The organism is Plantactinospora sp. DSM 117369, from assembly GCF_053764795.1.
The window spans coordinates 225,150-246,600 of the sequence record NZ_CM132446.1; the positions used below are offsets into that span (position 1 = coordinate 225,150).

Below are 21,451 nucleotides of genomic sequence, written 5' to 3' on the forward strand. Positions count from 1 at the left end.
AAGGCTCGCTGACACACGCGACAGGCTCCCGGAAACCAACAAGGCAGATGAGCTGCGCGCGACCTGATCGACGAACTGCGCGCGGCCGGCCTGGCCCCGACCGCGCAGCGTCGGCTGGTGCTCACCGCGCCGCGCGGGCGGGAGCACCCGGCGAGAGCGATCGAGATCCACCAGCGGCTGCGCGTGGTCGGGCAGGCGGTCGGTCGACCACGGTGTACCGCACCCTGTACGCGTTGGCCGACGCCGGTCGGGTGCATGTCTTCACCGCGACGAGAACTGACCTACCGGCATTGCCAGTGACGGGCCGCACCATCGCCTGGTGTGCGAGGTGTGCGGGCTGGTGGCGGAGCGATCTGCCGACACTGTGACCCGCTGGCTCCAGCAGCAATGCGCGGACGAGGACCTCGTGCCAAACCCTGAACACAGCGAGCCTGCATGCCGATCGCCGTCCGCCCGCCGCCGTCCAGTGAACCGACTGCTTTCAGTACGGCGGAGCGAAGGTGGCCAGTGGCGCCTCTGTCACCCTCCGTCAATGTGGCGGGCGTCGTGATGAAAACGAAAACCGATGTGCTTATAGTCTGTCTGTACAGGAGCCCGACCGGCATCACCTGTCCCCGAAGTTCGAGCAGGCCACGCGCCGGTCACATCCCTAGCCGAACGGACCCACCACCCCGCCATGCGTCTGTCCACCGCCATCGCCATCGCCACCGCCGTCGGCATCGTCGTCCTCGGCGCGAACCCGGCGGCTGCCGCGCCCGGGCCGGTCCCGGCGCCAACGCCGTCCAGCGGCGCGCCCGGCCAAACCGGCCCGGCGCCGGTGACCTGGGGCGTGGCCCCGTCGAGCCCGACGGGACCGAATGGGCGGGCGAGTTTCGGGTACAAGCTCGATCCCGGTGCCAAGGTGACGGACTACGTCGCGGTGACCAACCACTCCACGCGGCCGCTCACCCTGAGTCTCTACGCCAGCGACGCCGTCACCACCCCCCAGGGTGGCTTCGACCTGTTGCCCGGGGCGCAACGGCCGGTCGATGTCGGCTCCTGGGTGCGGCTCACCGCTTCGACGCTGACCATCCCGTCGACCTCCCGGGTCGACGTGCCGTTCACCCTGACGGTGCCCGACAATGCCACCCCGGGCGACCACACCGGCGGCATCGTGGCCACACTCGCCGCCACCAGCACCGACGGCCAGGGAAACGAGGTCGCGGTCGACCACCGGGTCGGCGCGCGGATCTACCTTCGGGTCACCGGCGAACTGCGCCCGGCGCTGGCCCTGGAGGACCTTCAGGTACGTCACCGTGGTTCCGCCAATCCGTTCGGCGGCGGCGAGATCGTCGCCACGGCCACGATCCGCAACACCGGGAACGTGCGGCTCGCCGGTCAGCCGGCGATCGACGCCGCCGGGCTCTTCGGCCTCGGCCGCCGCGGCGCGTCCGGCGCGGCGTTGCCGCAGATCCTTCCCGGCGGCGCGATCCAGGCCACCGTCCGGCTACCCGGGGTGCCTCCGTTGTTCCGGCTCACGGTCACCACCACCGTCGTCCCGGCGGCCGTCGACAGTCAGGTGCGCGACCCGGCGCCGGCGACGGCGTCGCAGGTGACCACCGTCTGGGCCGTGCCATGGTTCCACCTACTACTCGTCGCCCTTGTCGCCGGCGCGGTGTGGGCCCTCCTGACGGCCCGCCGCCGCAGGCGCCGCCGCGCGGCCCGGCACCTGGAGCAGGCCGTCGCCGCCGCCCGCGAGCAGGGCCGCGCCGAAGCCGTCGCGACGGTCGCCGCGACGCCGGCCGAACAGCCGAGCGGCACCGGCGGCAGGCCGCGACAGCCGGAGAGCCGTACGCCGGAAACCGCACCGGAGACGCCGACGGCGCCCCCGGGGAGCGAATCGTGACCCGGACGAGGAGTTCGGACGAGCCGGCCGCGACATCGACAACTTTCAGTGGAGCAAGGGCAGGGAGGATGATGAGAACAGCACATCTGCGCGTCGGCGCGGCCGGGTTCGCCCTGGCCGTACTGGCGCTGACCGGCGCTGCCGCACCGGTGCGCGCCGCGCCGGCGCCGGTCGACCCGGCGGGGGCGGACCTGGTGTCCCTCTCGGTCGCCGACGGTGACCTTTCGATGCGCGTCCGCGACGCGACCCAGATAGCCAGGCAAGCGGTCGGGCACGACCCGGCCGACGTGCTGCTGAGCCCGGAGGGCGGCGTCGCGGTACGGGTGCCGGACAATCCGGCGTTCTCGTTCCTCGGTGCGCCCGGTCAGGCGGTCTGGTCGCTGACCTCCGGAGACCAGGGTCTGCCCGCGTTCGACACCACGGGCGTGGGACGGGGCGTGGTCCGGGGCGACGCGGTGACCATCTCGCTGGCGGCGGTGCAGGGGCCCGGCCGGTTCACCGCCTATACGGTGTCCGGCCTGGGCACGGCCCGGCAGCTGCTCGGCGTGGGCGCCCGGGAGGCGTCGCTGCCGGTCGCGACCCGCACCGAGGTCATCTGGGCGTTCGACGCGGCCGGTGACTACCGGCTCACCCTCGGCTCGTCGGCGACGTTGGCGACGGGCGGGACGGTGACCGCCGAGGCGACGTACCAGGTCACCGTCCCGACCCTGCGGCCGGGACCGGCGCTGCCGCCGCCCGCCGCGGCGGCGGCGCCGGTCGAGACCGTCCGGCCGTCGCCGCAGACCCAGGCCAGGGCACTTCCGGGTGTGCCGCGGGCCGCGCCGGCGCCGCCCCCCGCGGCCTCGCCGCCGGTGGTGGCGAACGCCGCTCCGGCCGCCGGCGAGCGCAAGGTGATCTCCGACGGGCACGTGGACATGGGGCCGCAACTGGTGGGCGGGGACTGGACGATCCGGATCAAGGACGACACGGTCACTCCGGCGGTGTGGCGGGAACTGGCCGACGTGGTCCTGCAGGTCAGGGACAACGCGAAGACGACGGTCCCGGCCGGGGCGGACTTCCTGGGCGACGAGGGCGACGAGGTCTGGCTGCTGCCGCAGGCGCAGCGGTCCGGGATCGTCTGGCCGGGCTGGAACACCCAGCACGAGTCGGTGGTCTCCGGGACCCGGGGCGACGTGACCTGGACTCTCGCTGGAGTAGACGGTCCGGGCCGGTTCACGCTCTTCCTGACCGGATCGTTCGGCAACGCCGACGTGCTCTTCGACTCGGCCAAGTCCCTGCCCCAGCGGCTCGCGATCCCGCCGAACACACACGCGCACGGAAACTGGGCGTTCAGCGAGCCGGGCCTCTACCGGCTGAAGGTGCAGATGAGCGGCACCACCACGGACGGCAGGGCGGTCACCGACGCCAGGACCTTGGCGATAGCGGTGGGCGACGACACCGATCCGAACCCGGGCTTCGGTGGCGGCGGCTCCGGCGACGGATCGGGCGACGGTTCCGGTGGCGACGGCAGGCTGCCGCGTACCGGCACCTCGTGGGTTGTCACCGCGGTTGCCGGGGGCCTGCTTCTCGTACTGGCCGGGGCGCTGCTGCGGTTCGTCGCGCGACGTCGCGGCGGGCCCGGAACCCGGACGACAACCACCGGATAGTGGCTTCACAGAGTTGATAACCATTCCCATTTTCATGTTATCATGCGGCGCGACGCGGCGGAACGGTGGCGAGGACCGACCGGCGCCGCGTCGCGCCGAGACGTCAGGAGGGGGCCGGATGCCTGCTGCCGCTGTTACCCGGGCCCACTCGCACGCTCGCCGGACCGGCTCGCGGATCCGGCTGGTGTTGCTGGCGCCGCTGCTGGTCGGGGTGCTGACCGCCGGCTGCCGGTCGGAGGTGACGCTGAGCGCACACGACGAGCGGGTCCAGGTCGTCGCCACCACCGGCATCCTGCGCGACCTGGTCAGCCACGTCGGCGGTGACCGGGTACGGGTCAGTGCCCTCGTGCCGGACGGGGCCGACCCGCACAGCTACGAGCCGTCGCTGCGCGACGTCCGCAACGTCGTGTACGCCGACGTCGCGTTCAGCAACTACCTGCTCCTGGAGGAGCAGGCCATCATCAAGGCCCTGGACGCGAATCTGCGGGACGGCGTACCGAACATCTCGCTGGCCGAGGGCGCGGTGAAGTACGCGGCGGAGATCATCCCGCTGGTGGAGGACGTCTCGCTGGACACCATCTGGCTCGGCATGCGGGTCCGGGGCACCGGCACGGCGCACGGCGCCAACCGCTCCTCCGACGTGCTGCTGCGCGCCACCGCCGTGCAGGGGCCGGGCGGGGTCGTCGCCTACCTGACCGAGTCGTTCGGCACCCCGTCGTTCTATGTCGATTCCACCGACGGGTTCGACCCCGCCAACGGCTACCGGGACGACACCGCAGCCCTGCCACCGGACGCACACACCCACATGAGCTGGGCGTTCACCAAGCCGGGCGTCTACCGGCTGACCGTGCGGGCCCAGCTCGCGGTCACCCCGGACAGCGCGCCCATCCCGATGGGCGAGCAGGTCTTCACCTTCGCCGTCGGGGTGGATCCGCATTCGGTGCCGGGGATGGCGGGCGCGGCGGTACTGAATTCCGGGCACGCGGACATCAGCGTGGACCTCGACCAGGGGCGGCTGTACCTGTTCGCCGACCCGGAGGGCAGCGGCGAGGCAAACCAGCGGGTGTACGACCCAGCCCGCACGGTGATCGAGGTGCCGAACAAGGCGCTGCGGGAGGTGCCCGGCGACCGCAGGTTCCGTTTCCTCGGCCGACCCGGTACCCAGGTCTACCAGCTTCCCCAGGCGGTGCTCGGCAAGCACGTGCACGGCGAGATCGATCCGCACCTGTGGCAGAACGTCCGCAACGCCATCTCCTACGTCGAGCTGATTCGGGACACGCTGATCGGGGCCGACCCGCTGGGTGCGGCGTCGTACCGCGCCAACGCCACCGCTTACATCGCGCAGCTCGAACGACTCGACGGGTTCGTCCGGGACACGATCGCCCGGATCCCGTCGTCGCGGCGCCACCTGGTCACCACCCACGACGCGTTCGGCTACCTGGGCCAGGCGTACGGCATCGAGATCTCGGGCTTCGTCACCCCGAACCCCGCCACCGAGCCGAGCCTGGCCGACCGGCGCCGGCTCACCGAGACGATCCGCAACCTCGACATCCCCGCCGTCTTCCTCGAACCGAACCTGGCCGCCCGCTCCACCACCCTGACCGAGGTGGCCCGGGAAGAGGGGCTGCGGATCTGCCGGATCTACGGCGACACCTTCGACGACGGCGTCACCACCTACGCCCAGATGATGCGGTTCAACGCCGAATCGCTGCACGACTGCCTGACCACGGCACGATGAGGGAGGAACCAGTGACGGCAGGACGGACGCGGTCGCGCCGCTCATCCGGTCCAGAGCGCCGCGGTCCTGCGCGGAGGCCGAATAATGGACGGTGCCTTCCCGCCGCCAGGGCAATTCTGCGCTGCGCCGCGGTGACGATGGTGGCCCTGGCGGCCGCCCCGGCCCCCGCGCTCGCCGAGGAGCCGACCCCCGGCCTCGACCAGTCGATCGCGGCGGACCAGCCCCTCGCGAGCGGCCGGGCGACGCTCGCCACCGGGCACGTGGACATCGGCCCCCGCTACGTCGACAACCAGTGGACCCTCCTCATCCACGACGGCACCCAGGCACAGTCGGTGTGGCGCAGCCCCGACGAGACCGTGCTGCGGGTCTCCGACGCGGCGTTGCAGGCCGTGCCGGACGACCCGGCGTACGCCTTCCTCGGCGTCGACGCCGGGAAGCGGGTGTACGTGGTGCCGCAGGTCCAGAACCAGGAGGTGGTCTGGCTAGGCTGGAACACCCAGGATCCCCGGGTGATGCAGACGATCGACCGGGGCGTCACGCTGCACCTGTTGGGCGTGCGCGGGCCGGGCACGCTCACCACCTTCCTCCAGTCCGGCAACTTCGCCGCACCGCAGGTGCTGTGGCGCTCTGCGGAGCCGGCCGCCCAGCCGTTCTGGGTCGAGGTCAACACCCACACGCACGCCAACTGGGTCTTCAGTACGCCCGGCGTCTACCTGGTCACGATCCAGGTCTCCGCCGACCTGATCAGCGGCGAGAAGGTCTCCGCGAGTCGGACGTTGCGCTTCGCGGTCGGCGACGCGACCAGCACCGACGAGGCGTTCGCCGCCACGGCGGACGTCCCCGGACCCGTCGGCCAGGCGCCCGTCGGCCACGAGGGGACCGACAGCGGCGAGCCGTCCGGCGGCCCCAGCACCCTGCTGCTCACCGCACTGATCGGGATCGCCGCCCTGCTCGCGGTCGCGCTGGTCGTGGTCCTGACCCGGGGCGCCACCGCAAAGCGACGGGCCGAACGCGAACGCCCCGCGTCGCCACTGGATAGTCGGTCGTGAGAGCACTGGAGATCGAAGAGCTGGACGTGGACCTCGGCGGCCGGCCGGTACTGCGCAACGTACGGCTGCACCTCGACCCCGGGGAACTCGTCGGGTTGCTCGGCCCCAACGGTGCCGGCAAGACCACCCTGCTCCGGGCCGTCCTGGCGCTGATCCGCCCCAGAGCCGGCCGGGTGCTGGTGGACGGGAAGCCGTCCCGGCCCGGTCGCTCGCCGATCGGGTACGTCCCGCAGCGCCACGAGTTCACCTGGGACTTCCCCATCTCGGTCGAGCAGGCCGTGCTGACCGGCCGGACTGGCCGGATGGGCCTGCTCCGCCGCCCCGGCGTCGAAGACTGGCGGGCGGTGGGCGACGCGCTGGGCCGGGTACGACTCACCGGCCTGCGTCGGCGCCCGGTCGGCGAGCTCTCCGGCGGGCAACGTCAACGCGTCCTGGTCGCCCGGGCCCTCGCGCTGGCGCCGCGCATCCTGCTGCTCGACGAGCCGTTCACCGGGCTCGACATGCCCACCCAGGAACTGCTCGGCGACCTCTTCGCCGGCCTCGCCGCCGAGGGCCGGGCGGTGCTGATGACCACCCACGACCTGGTCGCCGCCCTGGAGTCCTGCACCCGGCTGGTCCTGCTCAACCGCACGGTCATCGCCGACGGCCACCCCGAGGAACTCCAGGACGTCGAGGTGTGGATGCGCACCTTCGGGGTCAGCGAGACCTCCCCGCTGCTGAAACTCGTGAGGGCGGCCTAGTGTCCATCACCGACTTCCTCGCCGACCTGCTCAACCCCGACCTCGCCTTCCTGCCCAAGGCCCTGGCCATCGCGGTCATGTCCAGCATCGTCTGCGGCGTCGTCGGCTGCCACGTCGTACTCCGGGGGATGGCCTTCATCGGCGACGCCGTCGCGCACGCGGTCTTCCCCGGCCTCGCGGTCGCCTTCGTCCTACAGGGCAGCCTGGTCCTCGGCGGCGCCGTCGCCGGCGTCGCGACCGCCCTGCTGATCGCGATCTTCGCGCAGAACCGGCGGCTCAAGGAGGACTCGCTGATCGGCGTCTTCCTGGTCGCCACCTTCGCCCTCGGCATCGTGATCATTTCGCAGGCACCCGGCTACGCCGGCTCGCTGCAACAGTTCCTCTTCGGTTCGATCACCGGCATCCCGAACCGGGACCTCTACCTGGTAGGTGGCACCGGACTGGTCATCCTCGGCCTGGTCTTCGCGCTGCACAAGGAGTTCGTCGCGATCTGCCTGGACCGGGAGATGGCCCGCTCGCTGGGGCTGCCGGTCTTCTGGCTGGACATCGTCCTCTACGTGCTGGTGACCCTTGCCGTGGTGATCTCGCTGCAGACGATCGGCAACATCCTCGTGCTGGCCCTGCTGATCACCCCCGCAGCGGCCGCCCGGCTGCTCACCGACCGGCTCGGCGTGATGATGCTGCTCGCCCCGGCGATCGGCGGCACCTCCGCGCTCGTCGGGCTCTATCTGTCGTGGAGTTACGACACCCCGGTCGGTGGCACGATCGTGCTGGTCGCCACCGCCGTCTTCCTCGCCGCCTGGCTGCTCGCCCCGAGGCACGGCCTGCTGATCCGACACTGGCGCCGTCCCGCAGCGGCTGAGCCCGCTGGCAGCGCCCTTCCGGATCATCGCGACGACCTCGCGGGCGCCGAGGAGGCGTCGCCGGCCGTCCCGTAACCGGACGACCGGGCGGACTCCATCGGCCACGCGCCGCGGCGCAGCAGCCGCAGCGGCCGGCGGGATCTGGTCGGCCGCTGCGGAGAGAACGACGGCGGGTTCGCCATCCACCGTCACCACCAGCACGGTGCACCCGCGCTCCCGCCAGCTCCTCGGCCAGGCCCGTCAGGAGCCCGGGTAGCCGTCCAGCCCAACGGTCCACCGGCCTCAGGCGCCGCCCCGCAGGACGTCGGTCCCTACCGGCTCAGGAGCGGGCGGCCACGCCGAAGGCGTACCGGACGGTGGTGGTCAGGACGAGGTCGCCGCCGGATCGGGTCAGTACGCGGGTCGACCCGGTCGTAGGCAGGGGCGCCCGGTCGAACACCCCGGCCATCTCCCGCTTCCGCCGGGCCGCCTCGGCTCCGCCAGGGTTGTCGCTCACGTCAGGTCTCCTCGACAGGGGCGTTTCGGTAGGCGTGCGGGCGCGGGCGACCAGTGTGTGGGTCAGCCCCGGGGCGTGGCAACGACGACGTCCAACTCTCCGACGGCGGCGGTGAAGCCGGCGCCGGCGAGTTCGTCGAGCAGCTCCGCCGGGGATACCACGTGCCACGGGTACGCCACCACGAGGTCACGCTCGACGCTGCCGTCCGGGGTGAGGGTGCGGTAGCGCATCGTCCACGTCACGATGCCGTCGCCGGCCGGCCGCGCTTCGCCGCCGCCCTGGTAGGTGCGCCCGCCGACGGTGATGCTCGCGAAGGTGGTCGGCGGGACGGTGGTCACCTCGGCGGGCGGTTGCAGGTTCACGATCAGCGGCGCGGAGGGTGCCAGCCGGGCACGCAGCTCGGCCCAGAGCCTCCGGCGCTGCTCCGGGTCGAGGTGTCCGAGCATGTTCATCGCCAGTACCCCGCCCAGCCGGGCCGGGGATTGCCAGTCCTGGATGCCGGCGGCGATCACGGTCACCCTCGGGCGCAGCGTCTCGCTGCCGGCGAGCCGGGACAGCAGGACCGCGCGGAGGATCGGCGACGGCTCCACCGCGACGATCTCGGCACTCGGCAGCGTCTCCGCCACGAGCAGAGTGCCCAGACCGGTCCCGGCGCCGATGTCGAGGAACGGTCCCTGGTCCGGGACGGCCCGGTGCAATGCCGCGACGACCGGGGGGTGGAACGCCTGCCAGGCGTCCCGGCTGAACACGTCGATGAATTCACCGGACTCCGCGTAGAGGTCGGCCGTCATCGGCTTCTCGCCTCCCTGTCGTCAGTGCTAGGTGGGCCACCCCGGCCTGTCTCATGGCCGACTGGTGGCAGGGCAGCGCCCACAGCCTCGGCAGCCGTGGCCTGTGCACCACGGCTGCCGAGACGGCGGTTTCTCAGATGGCGGTCAGGGTCAGTGTCGCGACGTACTGGCCTGCGGCGGTGTCGGTCGGCAGTTCCAGGTTCAGTCCGGCGCCGAGCCGGGCGGTGCCACGGCCGTCGCCGGCCGGTGCGGTGCCGAGCACGCTGCTCGCGGCCAGGCCGTTCCCGGCGGTGAAGCCGGGGGTGACGGTCGGGCCGGCGGCGACACCCTGGCCCTCGGCCTGGGCCAGCACGGTTGGTGTCCAGCCGAGGTACTTCCCGCCGACCCGGGTCTGCCCGGCGGTGAAGTCGCTCAGCTGTCCGGCCACGTTCCAGCCGGGTTCACCCGGCCGGGTGTCGGTCACCGTGACCGGACGCAGGGCGCCGCTGCTCTGCCACCGGTCGCCGGCCGGGGACAACGTGGCCGCGGGCAGGTTGACCGTACGGTCGCCGGGGTCAACGCTGACCACCAACGCGCCCTGCGCCCCGACGGTGACCTTGATGGTCTGCGACGCCGCCGGTGCGCCGGCGTCCTCGACGTTCAGGGTCACCGGGGCGCTCTCGGCCACCGGCACCTCCGCACCGTCCCGGTAGAGGCGGACCAGGTACCGGCAGTCGTCCAACTGCGCGGTGGCGGTGAACGAGTACGCCGCGGACGCCTCGCTCGGTATCTCGGCGAACTCCGCCGCCCCCGGGCACTTGCTGAACCAGCGGTACCGGTCCAGGTCAGTGACCGGGTCCTGCACGGCGGTCAGCGTCACCGCCGCGCCCGGGGCGTACGCCGGTCGCAGTCCCTGGATCGACAGCGCGACCTCCGGTTCCGGATCCGGTAGGTCGCCGACCACGAAGCGGTACGGCACCGGGCCGGTCGACACGGTGCTGCCGTCGACCAGCGTGGCGTCGGCCCGGAAGGTCAGCGTGTAGCTGCCCAGGGCGCTGAAGACCCAGTTGGCGTGGGCGTGGGTGCCGATCGGCACGTCGATCGCGTCCGGCAGCCCGTCGTCGCTGCGGAACTTGACCAGTGGCTGACCGACCGGGTCGGTCATGAAGACCGACACCCGGCCCGGCCCGGTCACGTCCACCAGGCTCAGGCTGACCTTGTTGCCCTGGAACACGCCGGATCGCAGGGTCGTCGTGTTCCAGCCCGGCCACAGCAGGTTCGGGTCCTGGGTCATCGGCAGCAGCCAGACCGTCGAGCCGGCCGGCCCGAGGAACGCGTACTCGGGCAGGTCCGGCACCTCGACGGCGGCCTCCGGCCGGACCTGGAAGGTCACGTCCTGCGGATCGCGGGTGACCGACGGATCCACTGTGTCGTCGTGCACCTTCAGCACGAGCCGGCCGTCCTCGTAGTGCACGTCAACGGCGTCGGTGTGGCCGGCGGACAGCACGACCTTCTCCTGCGCGAGCGCCGGTGTGGCACCCGGCAGCAGCAGGCCGCCGAGGCACACCACGGCGGCGCCGGCCGCCGTGGCACGGCGCTTGCGGTTCGGACTTCTCGTCGTCATCCCTCCCCCCACTTCTTTCACGAAATGAAAACGGATATCAGGTTCGCGGGGAAGCTAGCACGGGCTTCGGGATCATGTCGAGCAGGTGACCGGCCATGCCCCGGGAAGGCCGGATCGCCGGTCGTGCCGGCATGTTGACAGGCTATCGAAAATGGTTACCGTTTTCTCTAGCCGCGACACGGTGTCGGGGCGTGAGGAGGAGTTGCATGCGAGCCAGGATGTCCGCGCTGACCGGCGTCACCGCGGCGATGACCGCCGGGCTGCTGGCCTGGGCCGTACCCGCCCAGGCCGGCGCCGTCCGGCTGTCCCAGGGGCACGTCGACGCGGTGGACGTGGCCTTCGAGGACGGCGAGTTCGAGATCTCGGTCCACGACGAGACCGTGGACCCCGACGTGGAGCGCGACCCGGCCGACGTGATCTTCGTCGCCAAGCCGGAGGCGGCGGTGGCCGTACCGGACGACCCCGCGTACGCCTTCCTCGGCGTACCGGGCACGACCGTCCACATTCTCCCCGAGGTGCAGAACGAGAACCTGCTCTGGGCCGGCCTGGCCACCGAGGAAGTGGCGGCGGGGGTCTTCGTCGACGACAGCGTCCGGATCCGGTTCACCCGGGTGATCGGCCCGGACGGGTTCAGCCTCTTCGTCACCGACCCGGTCGGTGCGCCGGAGGTGCTGGTCGACAGCGAGGACGGCCTGCCCGACGCGGTCACCCGGCCGGTCGGCGGCCACATGCACGTCAACTGGGCGTTCGAGCGGGCCGGCACCTACCGGATCAAGGTTGACGTGACCGGCAGGCTCGCCGCGACCGGCGAGCGCGTCACCTCCGACCCGGTCTGGCTCACCTTCGAGGTCGAGCGCTGAGCCGCGAACCGAACAGCGGAACGGGAGAACCGATGAGACTCGTCCAGCGGACCCTCACCCTCGTGGCGGCCGCGACCGCCGCCGTCGTCGGCCTGACCGCCACCCCGGCGGCCGCGGCCACCATCGAGACCGGCCACCTCGACGTCCTCGACGTCGACTACACCGCCGGGGCCCTCACCCTCGACATCAAGACGTACAGCCCTGTCAACGACGACCTGTCTCCGGCGGGCACGACCCTGCGGCTGCCGTCGACCTCCGCCATCGCGGTGCCGAGCGGATCCGCCTGGAACTGCCTCGGCGCCGCCGGATCCACCGTCTACGTCGCCCCGCAGGCTGAGAACCCCGGCCTCATCTGGGCGGGTTGGAACACGGAGGACGTGCCGACGGCCCAGGGGCCGGTGCGGATGGAACTGGTCGGTGTGTCGTCCGTGCCGGCCGGCGGGCGGTTCGCCCTCTACACCACCGACGCCTTCGGCACGCCGACCTTCCGGCTCAACTCCACCACCGGCGCCGGCTGCCCGATCTCCGTCTGGCCCGGCAACATCGGCGCCGGCACCCACGCCCACGGTAACTGGGCGTTCTCGGCACCGGGTACCTACACCCTCTCGTTCCGGGCCACCGCCCAGGGCGGCAGCGGAGTCACCAGTCCCACCGTCAACTACCTGGTCCAGGTCGGCTGAGCACGCCGCCCCGGGCACCCGCGTCCCCCGACCGCCTGGCACGGACCGGTCGGGGGCGCGGTCCGACGCTCCACCTGAATACGACAACCACCACGGGGGGCTGGACGGACGTGCCGCGGTCAGGCAAGGTAGAACTCGCGATCAGTACAGGTATCAATACCCTAAGTGATGCCGCCGGTTCCGACCACAAAGGAGTCTCCGTGTCCCTCGACGTACCCACCGCCCTGCTGGAGCGGGCCGAGACCGGCCCGGTCGACGACGCCGAGTTCGTCACCTGTGTACGTGACTCACTGCCCTACGCCTGGGCCGTCATCAGCGAGGTCACCGGCGACCTCAGGCGCGACGGCGGCGACTTCGCCGACCACGCCGTACCGCCGCCGAGCGAGGCCGAACGGGGCCAGCTGCTGCGCGCCCTGGCCAGCGACGCGATCCGAGGAGCGCTGGAGCGGCACTTCGGGGTCAAGCTGGCGTTCCAGAACTGCCACCGGGTAGCCGCGTTCGACCTGTCCGCGGTGGACGGCGAGCGGTACCGCGCCTTCGTCTCCACCCGGGGACAACTGCTCAACCAGTCACCCGAGCTGCGTGACTGCTGATCTGCCCGGCGACGCGCGGCCGGACCGGCCGCGCGTCGACCTCTTCCTGCTCGCCGGCCAGTTCCCCGGCGCCGACCACGCGACCACCCTCGGGCACGCCGTGGACTACGCCGTCGCCGCCGAGGCCGCCGGGTTCGACGGGGTGTGGCTGGCCGAGCACCACTTCATCTCGTACGGCGTCTGCCCGTCGGCGGTCGCGCTCGCCGGCTTCCTGCTCGGCCGGACCCGCCGGCTGCGGGTCGGCACGGCGGCGGCGATCCTGCCCAACCGCCATCCGGTCGCCCTCGCCGAAGAGGCGGCGCTGCTCGACGCCGTCTCCGGTGGCCGGTTCGACCTGGGCGTGGCCCGCGGCGGCCCCTGGGTCGACCTGGAGGTCTTCGGCGCCGGGCTGGAGCGCTACACCACCGGTTTCCCGGAATCCCTCGACGTGCTCCTGGCCGCGCTCTCCGGCCGGCCGACCATCGCCGGGAACGGACCGGCGCACCGGTTCCGGCCGGTGCCGATGGTGCCCCGACCGGCCCGGCCGGCGCCGGTGTGGTTGGCCGCCACCTCACCGCCGACCGTCGACCTCGCCGCCAACCGCGGGCTCCCGCTGCTGCTCGGCATGCACGTCGACGACACCGCCAAAGCCGCCACCCTCGACCGGTACGCGGAGACGGCCACGGCCGCCGGGCAGGACGCGACAGCGCCGGAGCACGTCAGCGCCCACCTGGCGTACGTCGCCGACACCGTCGCCGAGGCCGAGAAGGAACTGCGGGACACCCTGCCCGGCTGGCTCGCCCGCACTCACGAGTACGTCCGTGTCGACGGCAGCCCGCCCGCGCACCGCGACCTGGACGCCTACCTCGACCACCTGCTCGCCATCCATCCGGTCGGCCCGGCCGACCGGTGCGTGTCCCGGTTGACCGGCACCGTCGCCACCACCGGTGCCCGGCGGCTCATGCTCATGGTCGAGGCCGCAGGCGAACCCGACCGCACGCTGGCGAACATCCGTCGACTCGGCACCGAGGTCCTGCCGCACCTTGCCGTGCCGGGGTGAGTGTCCGGGTCGGCCGGAGCCGGGCGCGCTGCCGGCTCTCCGGGCACCCCGATGGGCGTACCGCTTCCGGGGGACACCGTCCCACGTCCCGGCAGCTTTGTGGAAACGACTACCAAGTCCGCTAAGGTGTGGCCGGAACCGTAGGAAACGTACCCATTCCCGGAGGACCGGCCGTGAAGATCGCTTTTGTCGGTAAGGGTGGCAGCGGAAAGACCACGCTCGCCGCCCTGTTCGCCCGCCACCTCGCGGCGTCGGCGCCGGCCGGCACCCCGCTGCTCGCCGTCGACGCGGACATCAACCAGCACCTGGCGGTGGCGCTCGGCGCCGACGAGGACGAGGCGGTCCAGTTACCCGCGCTGGGCGACCACCTGACCGAGATCAAGGAGTACCTGCGCGGGACGAACCCCCGGATCTCCTCGGCCGCGGCGATGGTGAAGACCACGCCGCCCGGTCGCGGCTCCCGGCTGCTGCGCGTCGTGGAGGCCAACCCGATCTACGACAACCTGGTACGCGAGATCGGCGGCATCCGGCTCGCGGTGACCGGCCCGTTCGCCACCGAGGACCTCGGGGTGGCCTGCTACCACTCCAAGGTCGGCGCGGTGGAGCTGATCCTGAACCACCTGGCCGACGGCCCCGGCGAGTACGTCGTCGTGGACATGACCGCTGGCGCCGACTCGTTCGCCTCCGGCCTGTTCACCCGCTTCGACGCGACGTTCCTGGTCTGCGAGCCGACCCAGCGCAGCGTCGGTGTCTACCGGCAGTACGTCGGCTACGCCGCCGACTTCGGGGTCCGGGTGCACGTGGTCGGCAACAAGGTCGAGGACGACTCCGACGTCGAGTTCCTGCGTGAGCACGTCGGCGACGACCTGCTCGCCTGGCTCGGCCGCTCCGGGTACGTCAAGGAGGCGGAACGGGGCAGGCCGCGCCCGATCGACACGCTCGAACCGGCGAACCGGGCGGCGCTGGAGACGATGCGCGGTGCCGTGGACGCGGCGGAGCAGGACTGGGTGACGTACACCCGGCAGGCGGTGCACTTCCACCTCCGCAACGCCAACGCCTGGGCCAACGACCGGACCGGCGAGGACCTTGCGGCACAGGTCGACCCGGACTTCGTGCTCGGCCCCGAGGCACTGCGCTCCGGGCTGCTCCAGCAGGCCTGACGGCCGCCGGGACGGGCGGCCGGGCGAGGCTCGACTACCGCCGACCATCACCCGACATAGGGGCCTGCGGCAGGTGTACGGCGATGTCCAGGCCGCCGGTCGGCCGGGCGGTGCTGGAGATCTCTCCGTCGTGCGCGTCGACGATCGCCCGGACGATGGACAGGCCGAGCCCGGCCCCGCGGGTGCCGTTGCCGGCGCCCCGGACAAACGGCTCGAACAGCCGCCGCTCCTCGTCCGGCGTGACCGGCCGGCCGGTGTTGACGACCCGTAGGAACCCCCGCCCGTTCGCGGTGCCGGAGGTCACCGTGACGTGTCCGCCGGCGTGGTTGTAGCGCAGCGCGTTCTCCAGCAGGTTGCCGGCCATCCGTTCCAGCAGCACCGGCTCACCGCTGGCTGGCGCCGACCGCAGGTCGGCCTCCAGGGTGACGGCCCCGTTCGCCGCCCGGTCGGCGGCGCCGGCGACCGCCGCGGCGGCGACCTCGGCCAGGTCCACGGGCGTCCGGCGGGGCGGGCCGGCCTGGCTGCGGGCCAGGATCAGGAGCCCGTCGAGGGTACGCTGGCTGGCTTCGATGGCGGTGGCGATGTCGCCGGCCATCGCGACGAGTTCGGCCCGGTCGGGTTCGCCGTCGAGGGTGACGTCGATGGCGGTGCGGATGGTGGTGAGCGGGGTACGCAGTTCGTGCGCGGCGTTGGCGACGAACAGGCGCTGGCTGTTCAGCACCCGGTCGCGTTCGGCGATGCCGTGCTGGATGCGGTCCAGCATGCCGTTGATGGTGGCGGCCAGCGTGGCGAGTTCGTCGGCGGGCTGGCCGACGGGTACCCGTTCGGCCAGGTTCTCCGCTGACAGCCGGTTCGCGGTACCGGCGATCGTGCGGATCGGCCGCAGTATCCGCCCGGCTACCAGCCAGCCGGTCAGCCCGGCCAGCGCGGTCACCACCAGCAGCGCCGGCGCGGCCTGGGTCAGCAGCTTGGACATCGCCTCGTCGATATGCAGCCGCAGGCTGCGGAACAGCAGCAGGTACGTCAGCACCGTCAGGAGCGATCCGGCGGCCAGCACCAGGCCGGTGTACAGCAGCGCGAGCCGACTGCGGGCGGTCAGTCGCCAGGTCATGGGACGATCCGGTACCCGGAGCCGGTCAGGGTCTCGACCAGCGGTGGATCACCGAGCTTGCGGCGCAGGGTGCTGACGGTGATGCGTACGGCGTTGGTGAACGGGTCGGCGTGCTCGTCCCACACCTTGTCCAGCAGTGTCTCCGCGCTCACCACGGCACCGTCGGCGGCGAGCAGCCGTTCCAGCACCCCGAATTCCTTCGGGGTCAGCGACAGCAGCCGACCGTCCCGTTCGGCGGTGCGCCGCGACGGATCGAGTTCGACATCGCGCGCGCGTAGCACCGGAGGGCGGGCCGGCGTGCTGCGTCGGCCCAGCGCACGCACCCGGGCGACCAGCTCGGAGAACGCGAACGGCTTGCCCAGGTAGTCGTCGGCGCCCAGGGCCAGCCCGTCCACCCGGTCGGACACCGCACCGGACGCGGTGAGCATCAGCACCCGGGCGGTGCCGCGCTGCGCCAACAGCCGGCACACGGTGTCGCCGTGCACCACCGGAAGGTCCCGGTCCAGCACCACCACGTCGTACGGGACGATGTCGCATTTGTCCAGCGCCTGCTGACCGTCGTGTGCCACGTCGACGGCGCAGCCGTGCTTGCGCAGCCCGGCCGCGATGTACGTGGCCAGCGGCTGTTCGTCCTCGACCAGCAGCACCCGCATCCGGCCAGTATCCCCAGCACCGCATATGGGCGGCGTATCGGTCGGCGATCCGTTGCCGGTAGGTGGTCGCCGGTAGACCTGCGACAGTCCGTTTGTCGAGCGGGGAAGGACGTGCTCATGGATTCGGATTCGGTACGTGGTGTCGACCGGCGACGGCTGGTCGCATGGGGCGGGTTGGCGGCCGCCAGCGTGGCGGCCGGCGCACCGCTGGTGGGCGCCGAGCCCGGCAACGCTGCCCCGGCCCCCACCCACCCCGACGCACTCGTCGCGCCCGAACCGTCCGGGCACGACCGGATCCCGCCGGACACCCGGCCCGGCGGAGCCTACGACCGGTACGTGGCGAAGCTGGCCGCCGAGGACAAGTTCTCCGGCGTGGTGCTGCTGTCGCACCGGGGCCGGACCGTGCTGTCCCGCAGCTACGGCATGGCAGACAAGGAGAAGGGGATCCGCAACCACGAGGGCGTCGCGGTCAACCTCGGCTCGGCGGTCAAGCCGTTCTCTGCGGTGGCCATCCTGCAGTTGGCGCAGCGGGGCGAGGTGAGGCTGTCGGACACGGTGGGCAACTACCTGACGGGCTTCGCCAAGGAGATCGCCGAGCAGGTGACCATCCACCACCTGCTCACCAGCACCGCCGGGCTGACCCACCCGGGGACGGACCCGCAGCGCGTCTTCCACAGCCGGGAGGAGGTGCACGAGTTCTACCAGCAGTGGTCCCGGCAGGCGAGGCTGGCGTCCGCCCCCGGCACGGGCTTCGACAACAGCGGCGCCGCATTCGCCATCGCCGCGCAGATTGTGGAGGCGGTGACCGGCATGACGTACTGGGACTACGTGCACGAGCAGATCTTCGGGCGCTCCGGCATGACGGGCTCGGCGTTCTACACAAGGCCGCAGTGGCTCACCGACGAGCACATCGCGCACTCGTACATGACGCTGGAGGACGGCAGCCGGGTGGACGCCGTCCGCAACCTGGACAAGGGCAGCCCGAGCCCGTACGAGCCGGGCAAGAACCCGGGCCGCAACTTCATCGACTACGCCGGGGACGGTGGCTTCGCCACCGCGCCGGATCTGGTCCGGTTCGCGCACGCGCTGCGCAACGGCACGGTGCTGGACCGGCCGTACGCCGAGCTGTTGACCGGGGCCAAGATCCCTCAGGGGAAGGGCAAGGACGGCGGCCCCGCACCCGCCCACCCGTCGTTCATGGCGTACACGATGCCGGCCAAGCTCATCAAGGGCCAGTGGGTGTACGGGCGCGGCGGCGCCAATCCCGGCAGCGTCGCCAACTGGCACATCTACCCGGATGCCGGCTGGGTCAGCGTCATCCTCAGCAACTACGACAACCTGCCGGTGCAGGACATCATCAAACAGGAGATGCAGGCCATCCTCGGCCAGGATTGACGCGGCCACGGCCGGCCGCCGGGCAGGGGCGGCCCGGGTAGGTGTCATGGTCGGACGAAGCGGAGGTAGCGTGATCAAGGGGTGGCACGGCTGGGTCGGTACCTTCACCGGCGTGGTACTCATCACGGTGGCCGTACTGCCGTTGGCCGCGCTGGCGGTGTGGGCGCTGGCCCGCCGCCGGAGTGTCTCCGGCACCACGCCGGCGTGGGCGTGGCGGGTGTCGCTGGCCGAGGTCGGCATCGTCTACGGGACGGTGCCGTGGGTATGGATGATCATGTTGCCAGGCGGCCGGGCCGGGGCCGCCCCCGGTCGGGTGAGCCTGGTACCGCTGCGGGATCTGCTCACGATCCTCGCCGACGGGGGGCCGCTGACGGCGACGGGCCAGATCGTCGGCAACCTGCTGGTGTTCGCGGCGCTGGGGTTCCTCGCCCCGCTGCGGTTCGCGGCGCTGGCGTCGGTACCGCGGATCATGGCGCTCGCGGCGGGCTGCTCGGTCCTGGTCGAAGCCGCGCAGTACCTCCTACGGCTGGACCGGGTGTCCTCGGTGGACGACGTACTGCTCAACACCGCCGGCGCCGGGCTGGCCGCGCTGGCGTCGGGTCGCTGGTGGCGCGCCACGGCCAGGGCGTCAGATCGACCACGACCGGCCACGGCACCGGGACGCTGAGCCGCCCACGGTACGCCGGTCAGCGGCCCAGCACTGCATTTCAGCGAAGGATGTGGCAACGAGGTGCAGGCGCCCAAGGCCGTCCTGCGGCTGTCGTGCCGTACCCCGGATTACGGGGGGCGGGTGTGGTGGGTTTATACCGCAGTTGTACGACGATTGTACGGGCCCCGCCGTACCGTTCTACCGTCCGTACTGCTCCATCGGAAAGCACCCCATGCCCTGCACACCCGACGACGGCGAAGCCCAGGCGGGACCGTTTACCCACGCCGGCCAGCGGATCTCCGACGTCCAGGTCGCCGGAGTGGAGTACCCGGCGACCGCCGGGACCCGCTGCCAGCTCACCGGACGACTGGTCGTACGCCGCGTGCTGGATGCCAGGAACACCCAGTACCCGCCGTTTCCGGGCCGGGGCATTCCGTGCCGGCAACACCGAGCCGGCCGACCATGCCGGCGTCATCCACACGCATCACCCACCGGCATCACGCCATCTGCGCGCCCATCCGATCCGACCTGGTCGGCGGCCCCTGGGCCCAGCAAATGGAAGATCGCCTAGTCTCACGAGAGATCCCGTCATGATCTACGGCTCTCGGCGGACGAGACGCCCGACGTCTCGAATCTGGCCATCCCGAACTCGCCCTACCTGGAGGATCCTCCCTCATGCGTAAATCCATCGTGGCCGCCGCGACGGTCGTCGCGACCGGTCTCGTCGTGGCCGGGGTCATCGTGCCCGCCGGGCCGGCGAGCGCGGCGCTCAGCGACGTTCCCGCGGACTGCAGCGTCTCCACGGCGGCGTACCGCTCCGATGGCCAGCGTCTCAGCTACGTGTACTCCGACAGGACGACCAGCACCAAGGCCTACACCAACGACAATCTTGGTTGGGTGCCGTCGGCCCATCAGCAGATCGGCGGCTCCGGTGACGACACCATCTTCCGCAGCACCGAGTACGCCGCCCATCCGACCGACGGCTGGCTCTACAAGGTGAGCCGTACGGGGGAGTTGGTCGACGGCACCTGGAGAATCACGGCGATGAGCGCCAGCCGCCTCAAGAGCGGCTTCGCCGGTACCCGCATCCTCGCATCGGCGTCGCCGTACCTCTACCGCGTGGCGGGCACTTCGCTCTACCGCTACACCGAGACCTACGTGGACGGCGTGTTCACGCTTTCGTCGCCGGTGAGGCTGGCCAGCTCCGGCTGGGACGCGGTCAACACACTGACCTACGAGCGCAGCGGCGGAACGGGCAGCGCCGCCGTGGACGTGCTGATCGGTACCAAGGCCAACGGGGAGCTCAAGGAGTGGCGAATCAACCGAGCCACTCCGACCACGATCACCTCGAAGGTCTTGCGGGCGAGCGGCTGGGCACCCTTCACCAGCCTCAGCACGGGCTACTGCGACGCGCACCCCAACGGCCGACCGCTGCTCGGGATCACCGCCGCCGGCTCGGCCTCCGTGCACTTCGACGCCAAGGAGACGGACGGGGTCGGCACGGACATCAAGGGCGGCTCCCTCGGCTCGCTCGGCTGGACCGCGAAGGCATACGGTCAGTAGCGGGAAGACTTCGATGAGTCCGTCCGGGGTAGCTGTACTCGGACGGACTCGTCCCCTGCCCGGGTCGTGGACCTGTGGTTGCCGTGGGCCGTCGTCGCCGTGACGGAGGTCCACGGAGTCCATGGCCCGGGCAGGTCGGGAGGCCGGCTCACCCAGCAAGAACGCCAGCAGATCGCGCTGGGGCTGGCCGACGGGCTCGCCTACGCGGAGATCGCCAGGCGTCTCGACCGCCCCACCTCGACGATCACCCGAGCCGATCCAGGTCCTGCTATAGCGGTCCCTGTGGTGACCCCGGCTCAGCGGGTCGGTGGCCGAACGCGCGGAGGGTGATCTCCACGAGCGCGTCCGCGTACTCCTGGGTGAGTGGCCCGGAGCGGAGCAGCCAGCGCTGGTAGAGGGGGGCGTACAGCACCTCGAGCAGCAGGTCGAGGTCGGCGTCCGCGGCAAGCTGGCCCGCCTGCTGGGCGTTGCGGAGCCGTTCCTTCTTGGCTTCGTCGACGGGGCCGGCCACCTTCTCGTGATACAGGGCGGCGAGGGTGGAATCGCCGAGGATCTCCATGTTGAGCGCCCTGACGGGTGCTTCGAACGCCGGATCGGCGAACTCGGCGACGGTTGCCCGCATGACGGTCTTGAGGTCGGCCTCGAGGTCGCCGGTGTCGGGCAGTCGTACGCCCTCCCCGCCCTCGCTGAGCGCCAGGAACGAGTCGAAGATCACCGCGCCCTTGGACGGCCACCAGCGGTAGATGGTCTGCTTGCCGACTCCCGCGCGGGCGGCAATGGCCTCGATCGTCACCTTGGCGTAGCCGAGCTCGGAGACCAGATCGCGCGCGGCGTCGAGGACGGCCCGCCGGGATCGTTCGCTGCGCCGGGCGGGGTTGGGCTTTCGGGGGTTGGGCACGTCCCGGAGTGTAGCACCGTACGAGACGAGACGTTGCGT

Annotated in this window: 20 protein-coding genes and 1 pseudogene; 15 read left to right on the forward strand and 6 right to left on the reverse strand. The window is 71.7% G+C overall.

All coding sequences use genetic code 11. The features are described from left to right. Nucleotides 1-676 precede the first annotated feature (676 nt). The 6 genes from ACSMXO_RS01085 to ACSMXO_RS01110 all read left to right on the forward strand — a co-directional run bounded on the left by ACSMXO_RS01085 (nt 677) and on the right by ACSMXO_RS01110 (nt 7,996). A complete protein-coding gene (locus tag ACSMXO_RS01085) occupies nt 677-1,885 on the forward strand; it encodes a WxL protein peptidoglycan domain-containing protein (RefSeq protein WP_455416397.1) in 1,209 nt (402 codons plus the stop codon). A gap of 71 nt (nt 1,886-1,956) precedes the next feature. Further along, on the forward strand, nt 1,957-3,531 hold the full coding sequence (locus ACSMXO_RS01090) for a TIGR03773 family transporter-associated surface protein (RefSeq protein WP_455419125.1): 1,575 nt from the start codon (nt 1,957-1,959) through the stop codon (nt 3,529-3,531). Nucleotides 3,532-3,649: 118 nt separating this feature from the next. Continuing rightward, the gene (locus tag ACSMXO_RS01095) at nt 3,650-5,269 is read left to right on the forward strand and encodes an anchored repeat ABC transporter, substrate-binding protein (RefSeq protein WP_455416398.1); all 1,620 of its coding nucleotides are present in this window, start codon (nt 3,650-3,652) and stop codon (nt 5,267-5,269) included. A gap of 137 nt (nt 5,270-5,406) precedes the next feature. Then, the gene (locus ACSMXO_RS01100) at nt 5,407-6,318 is read left to right on the forward strand and encodes a choice-of-anchor M domain-containing protein (RefSeq protein WP_455419126.1); all 912 of its coding nucleotides are present in this window, start codon (nt 5,407-5,409) and stop codon (nt 6,316-6,318) included. A 26-nt stretch (nt 6,319-6,344) separates the two neighbouring features. Beyond that, entirely contained in the window at nt 6,345-7,058 is a 714-nt protein-coding gene (locus tag ACSMXO_RS01105) for an anchored repeat-type ABC transporter ATP-binding subunit (RefSeq protein ID WP_455419127.1), read from the forward strand. After that, nucleotides 7,058-7,996 (forward strand): anchored repeat-type ABC transporter permease subunit, encoded by a 939-nt coding sequence (locus tag ACSMXO_RS01110; protein WP_455416399.1) that lies wholly within the window; start codon nt 7,058-7,060, stop codon nt 7,994-7,996. The genes ACSMXO_RS01105 and ACSMXO_RS01110 overlap by 1 nt, the downstream gene beginning before the upstream one ends. Nucleotides 7,997-8,240: 244 nt before the next feature. Here ACSMXO_RS01110 and ACSMXO_RS01115 read toward each other — a convergent pair whose 3' ends face one another. The 3 genes from ACSMXO_RS01115 to ACSMXO_RS01125 form a co-directional block, all read right to left on the reverse strand. Further along, nucleotides 8,241-8,417: a hypothetical protein gene (locus tag ACSMXO_RS01115; RefSeq protein ID WP_346262554.1), complete on the reverse strand. Its 177-nt coding sequence runs from the start codon at nt 8,415-8,417 to the stop codon at nt 8,241-8,243. A 62-nt stretch (nt 8,418-8,479) separates the two neighbouring features. Then, complete coding sequence (locus tag ACSMXO_RS01120) at nt 8,480-9,208, reverse strand: class I SAM-dependent methyltransferase (RefSeq protein ID WP_455416400.1); 729 nt, start codon at nt 9,206-9,208, stop codon at nt 8,480-8,482. 133 nt (nt 9,209-9,341) lie between these two features. Continuing rightward, the gene (locus ACSMXO_RS01125; protein ID WP_455416401.1) at nt 9,342-10,811 is read right to left on the reverse strand and encodes a choice-of-anchor M domain-containing protein; all 1,470 of its coding nucleotides are present in this window, start codon (nt 10,809-10,811) and stop codon (nt 9,342-9,344) included. 206 nt (nt 10,812-11,017) lie between these two features. Between ACSMXO_RS01125 and ACSMXO_RS01130 the strand changes: the two genes are divergently transcribed. From ACSMXO_RS01130 to ACSMXO_RS01150, 5 genes are all read left to right on the forward strand, one after another. Next, entirely contained in the window at nt 11,018-11,671 is a 654-nt protein-coding gene (locus tag ACSMXO_RS01130) for a choice-of-anchor M domain-containing protein (RefSeq protein WP_346262557.1), read from the forward strand. A gap of 32 nt (nt 11,672-11,703) precedes the next feature. Beyond that, entirely contained in the window at nt 11,704-12,351 is a 648-nt protein-coding gene (locus ACSMXO_RS01135; protein WP_455416402.1) for a choice-of-anchor M domain-containing protein, read from the forward strand. A gap of 200 nt (nt 12,352-12,551) precedes the next feature. Then, a complete protein-coding gene (locus ACSMXO_RS01140) occupies nt 12,552-12,944 on the forward strand; it encodes an SCO5389 family protein (protein ID WP_346262559.1) in 393 nt (130 codons plus the stop codon). Beyond that, entirely contained in the window at nt 12,934-13,983 is a 1,050-nt protein-coding gene (locus ACSMXO_RS01145) for an LLM class flavin-dependent oxidoreductase (RefSeq protein WP_455416403.1), read from the forward strand. Before ACSMXO_RS01140 ends, ACSMXO_RS01145 begins: the two co-directional genes overlap by 11 nt. A gap of 173 nt (nt 13,984-14,156) precedes the next feature. Next, entirely contained in the window at nt 14,157-15,143 is a 987-nt protein-coding gene (locus ACSMXO_RS01150; protein WP_455416404.1) for an ATP-binding protein, read from the forward strand. Nucleotides 15,144-15,177: 34 nt separating this feature from the next. On the opposite strand, the gene ACSMXO_RS01155 is transcribed toward ACSMXO_RS01150, so the two are convergent. After that, nucleotides 15,178-16,254, reverse strand: a complete 1,077-nt coding sequence (locus ACSMXO_RS01155) for a sensor histidine kinase (protein ID WP_455416405.1) — start codon at nt 16,252-16,254, stop codon at nt 15,178-15,180. Further along, nucleotides 16,251-16,907, reverse strand: a complete 657-nt coding sequence (locus ACSMXO_RS01160) for a response regulator transcription factor (RefSeq protein ID WP_455416406.1) — start codon at nt 16,905-16,907, stop codon at nt 16,251-16,253. The genes ACSMXO_RS01155 and ACSMXO_RS01160 overlap by 4 nt, the downstream gene beginning before the upstream one ends. A 117-nt stretch (nt 16,908-17,024) precedes the next feature. Between ACSMXO_RS01160 and ACSMXO_RS01165 the strand changes: the two genes are divergently transcribed. The 4 genes and pseudogenes from ACSMXO_RS01165 to ACSMXO_RS01180 form a co-directional block, all read left to right on the forward strand. Then, nucleotides 17,025-18,302: a serine hydrolase domain-containing protein gene (locus ACSMXO_RS01165; RefSeq protein WP_455416407.1), complete on the forward strand. Its 1,278-nt coding sequence runs from the start codon at nt 17,025-17,027 to the stop codon at nt 18,300-18,302. A gap of 70 nt (nt 18,303-18,372) precedes the next feature. Then, nucleotides 18,373-18,969: a VanZ family protein gene (locus tag ACSMXO_RS01170; RefSeq protein WP_455416408.1), complete on the forward strand. Its 597-nt coding sequence runs from the start codon at nt 18,373-18,375 to the stop codon at nt 18,967-18,969. A 657-nt stretch (nt 18,970-19,626) separates the two neighbouring features. Next, the gene (locus tag ACSMXO_RS01175; RefSeq protein ID WP_455416409.1) at nt 19,627-20,514 is read left to right on the forward strand and encodes a hypothetical protein; all 888 of its coding nucleotides are present in this window, start codon (nt 19,627-19,629) and stop codon (nt 20,512-20,514) included. Between the two features lie 99 nt (nt 20,515-20,613). Next, nucleotides 20,614-20,766 (forward strand): annotated as a pseudogene (locus ACSMXO_RS01180) (helix-turn-helix domain-containing protein); the annotation flags it as partial. Nucleotides 20,767-20,782: 16 nt separating this feature from the next. Here the strand turns inward: ACSMXO_RS01180 and ACSMXO_RS01185 are convergent. Next, complete coding sequence (locus tag ACSMXO_RS01185; RefSeq protein WP_346262567.1) at nt 20,783-21,412, reverse strand: TetR/AcrR family transcriptional regulator; 630 nt, start codon at nt 21,410-21,412, stop codon at nt 20,783-20,785. Nucleotides 21,413-21,451 lie beyond the last annotated feature (39 nt).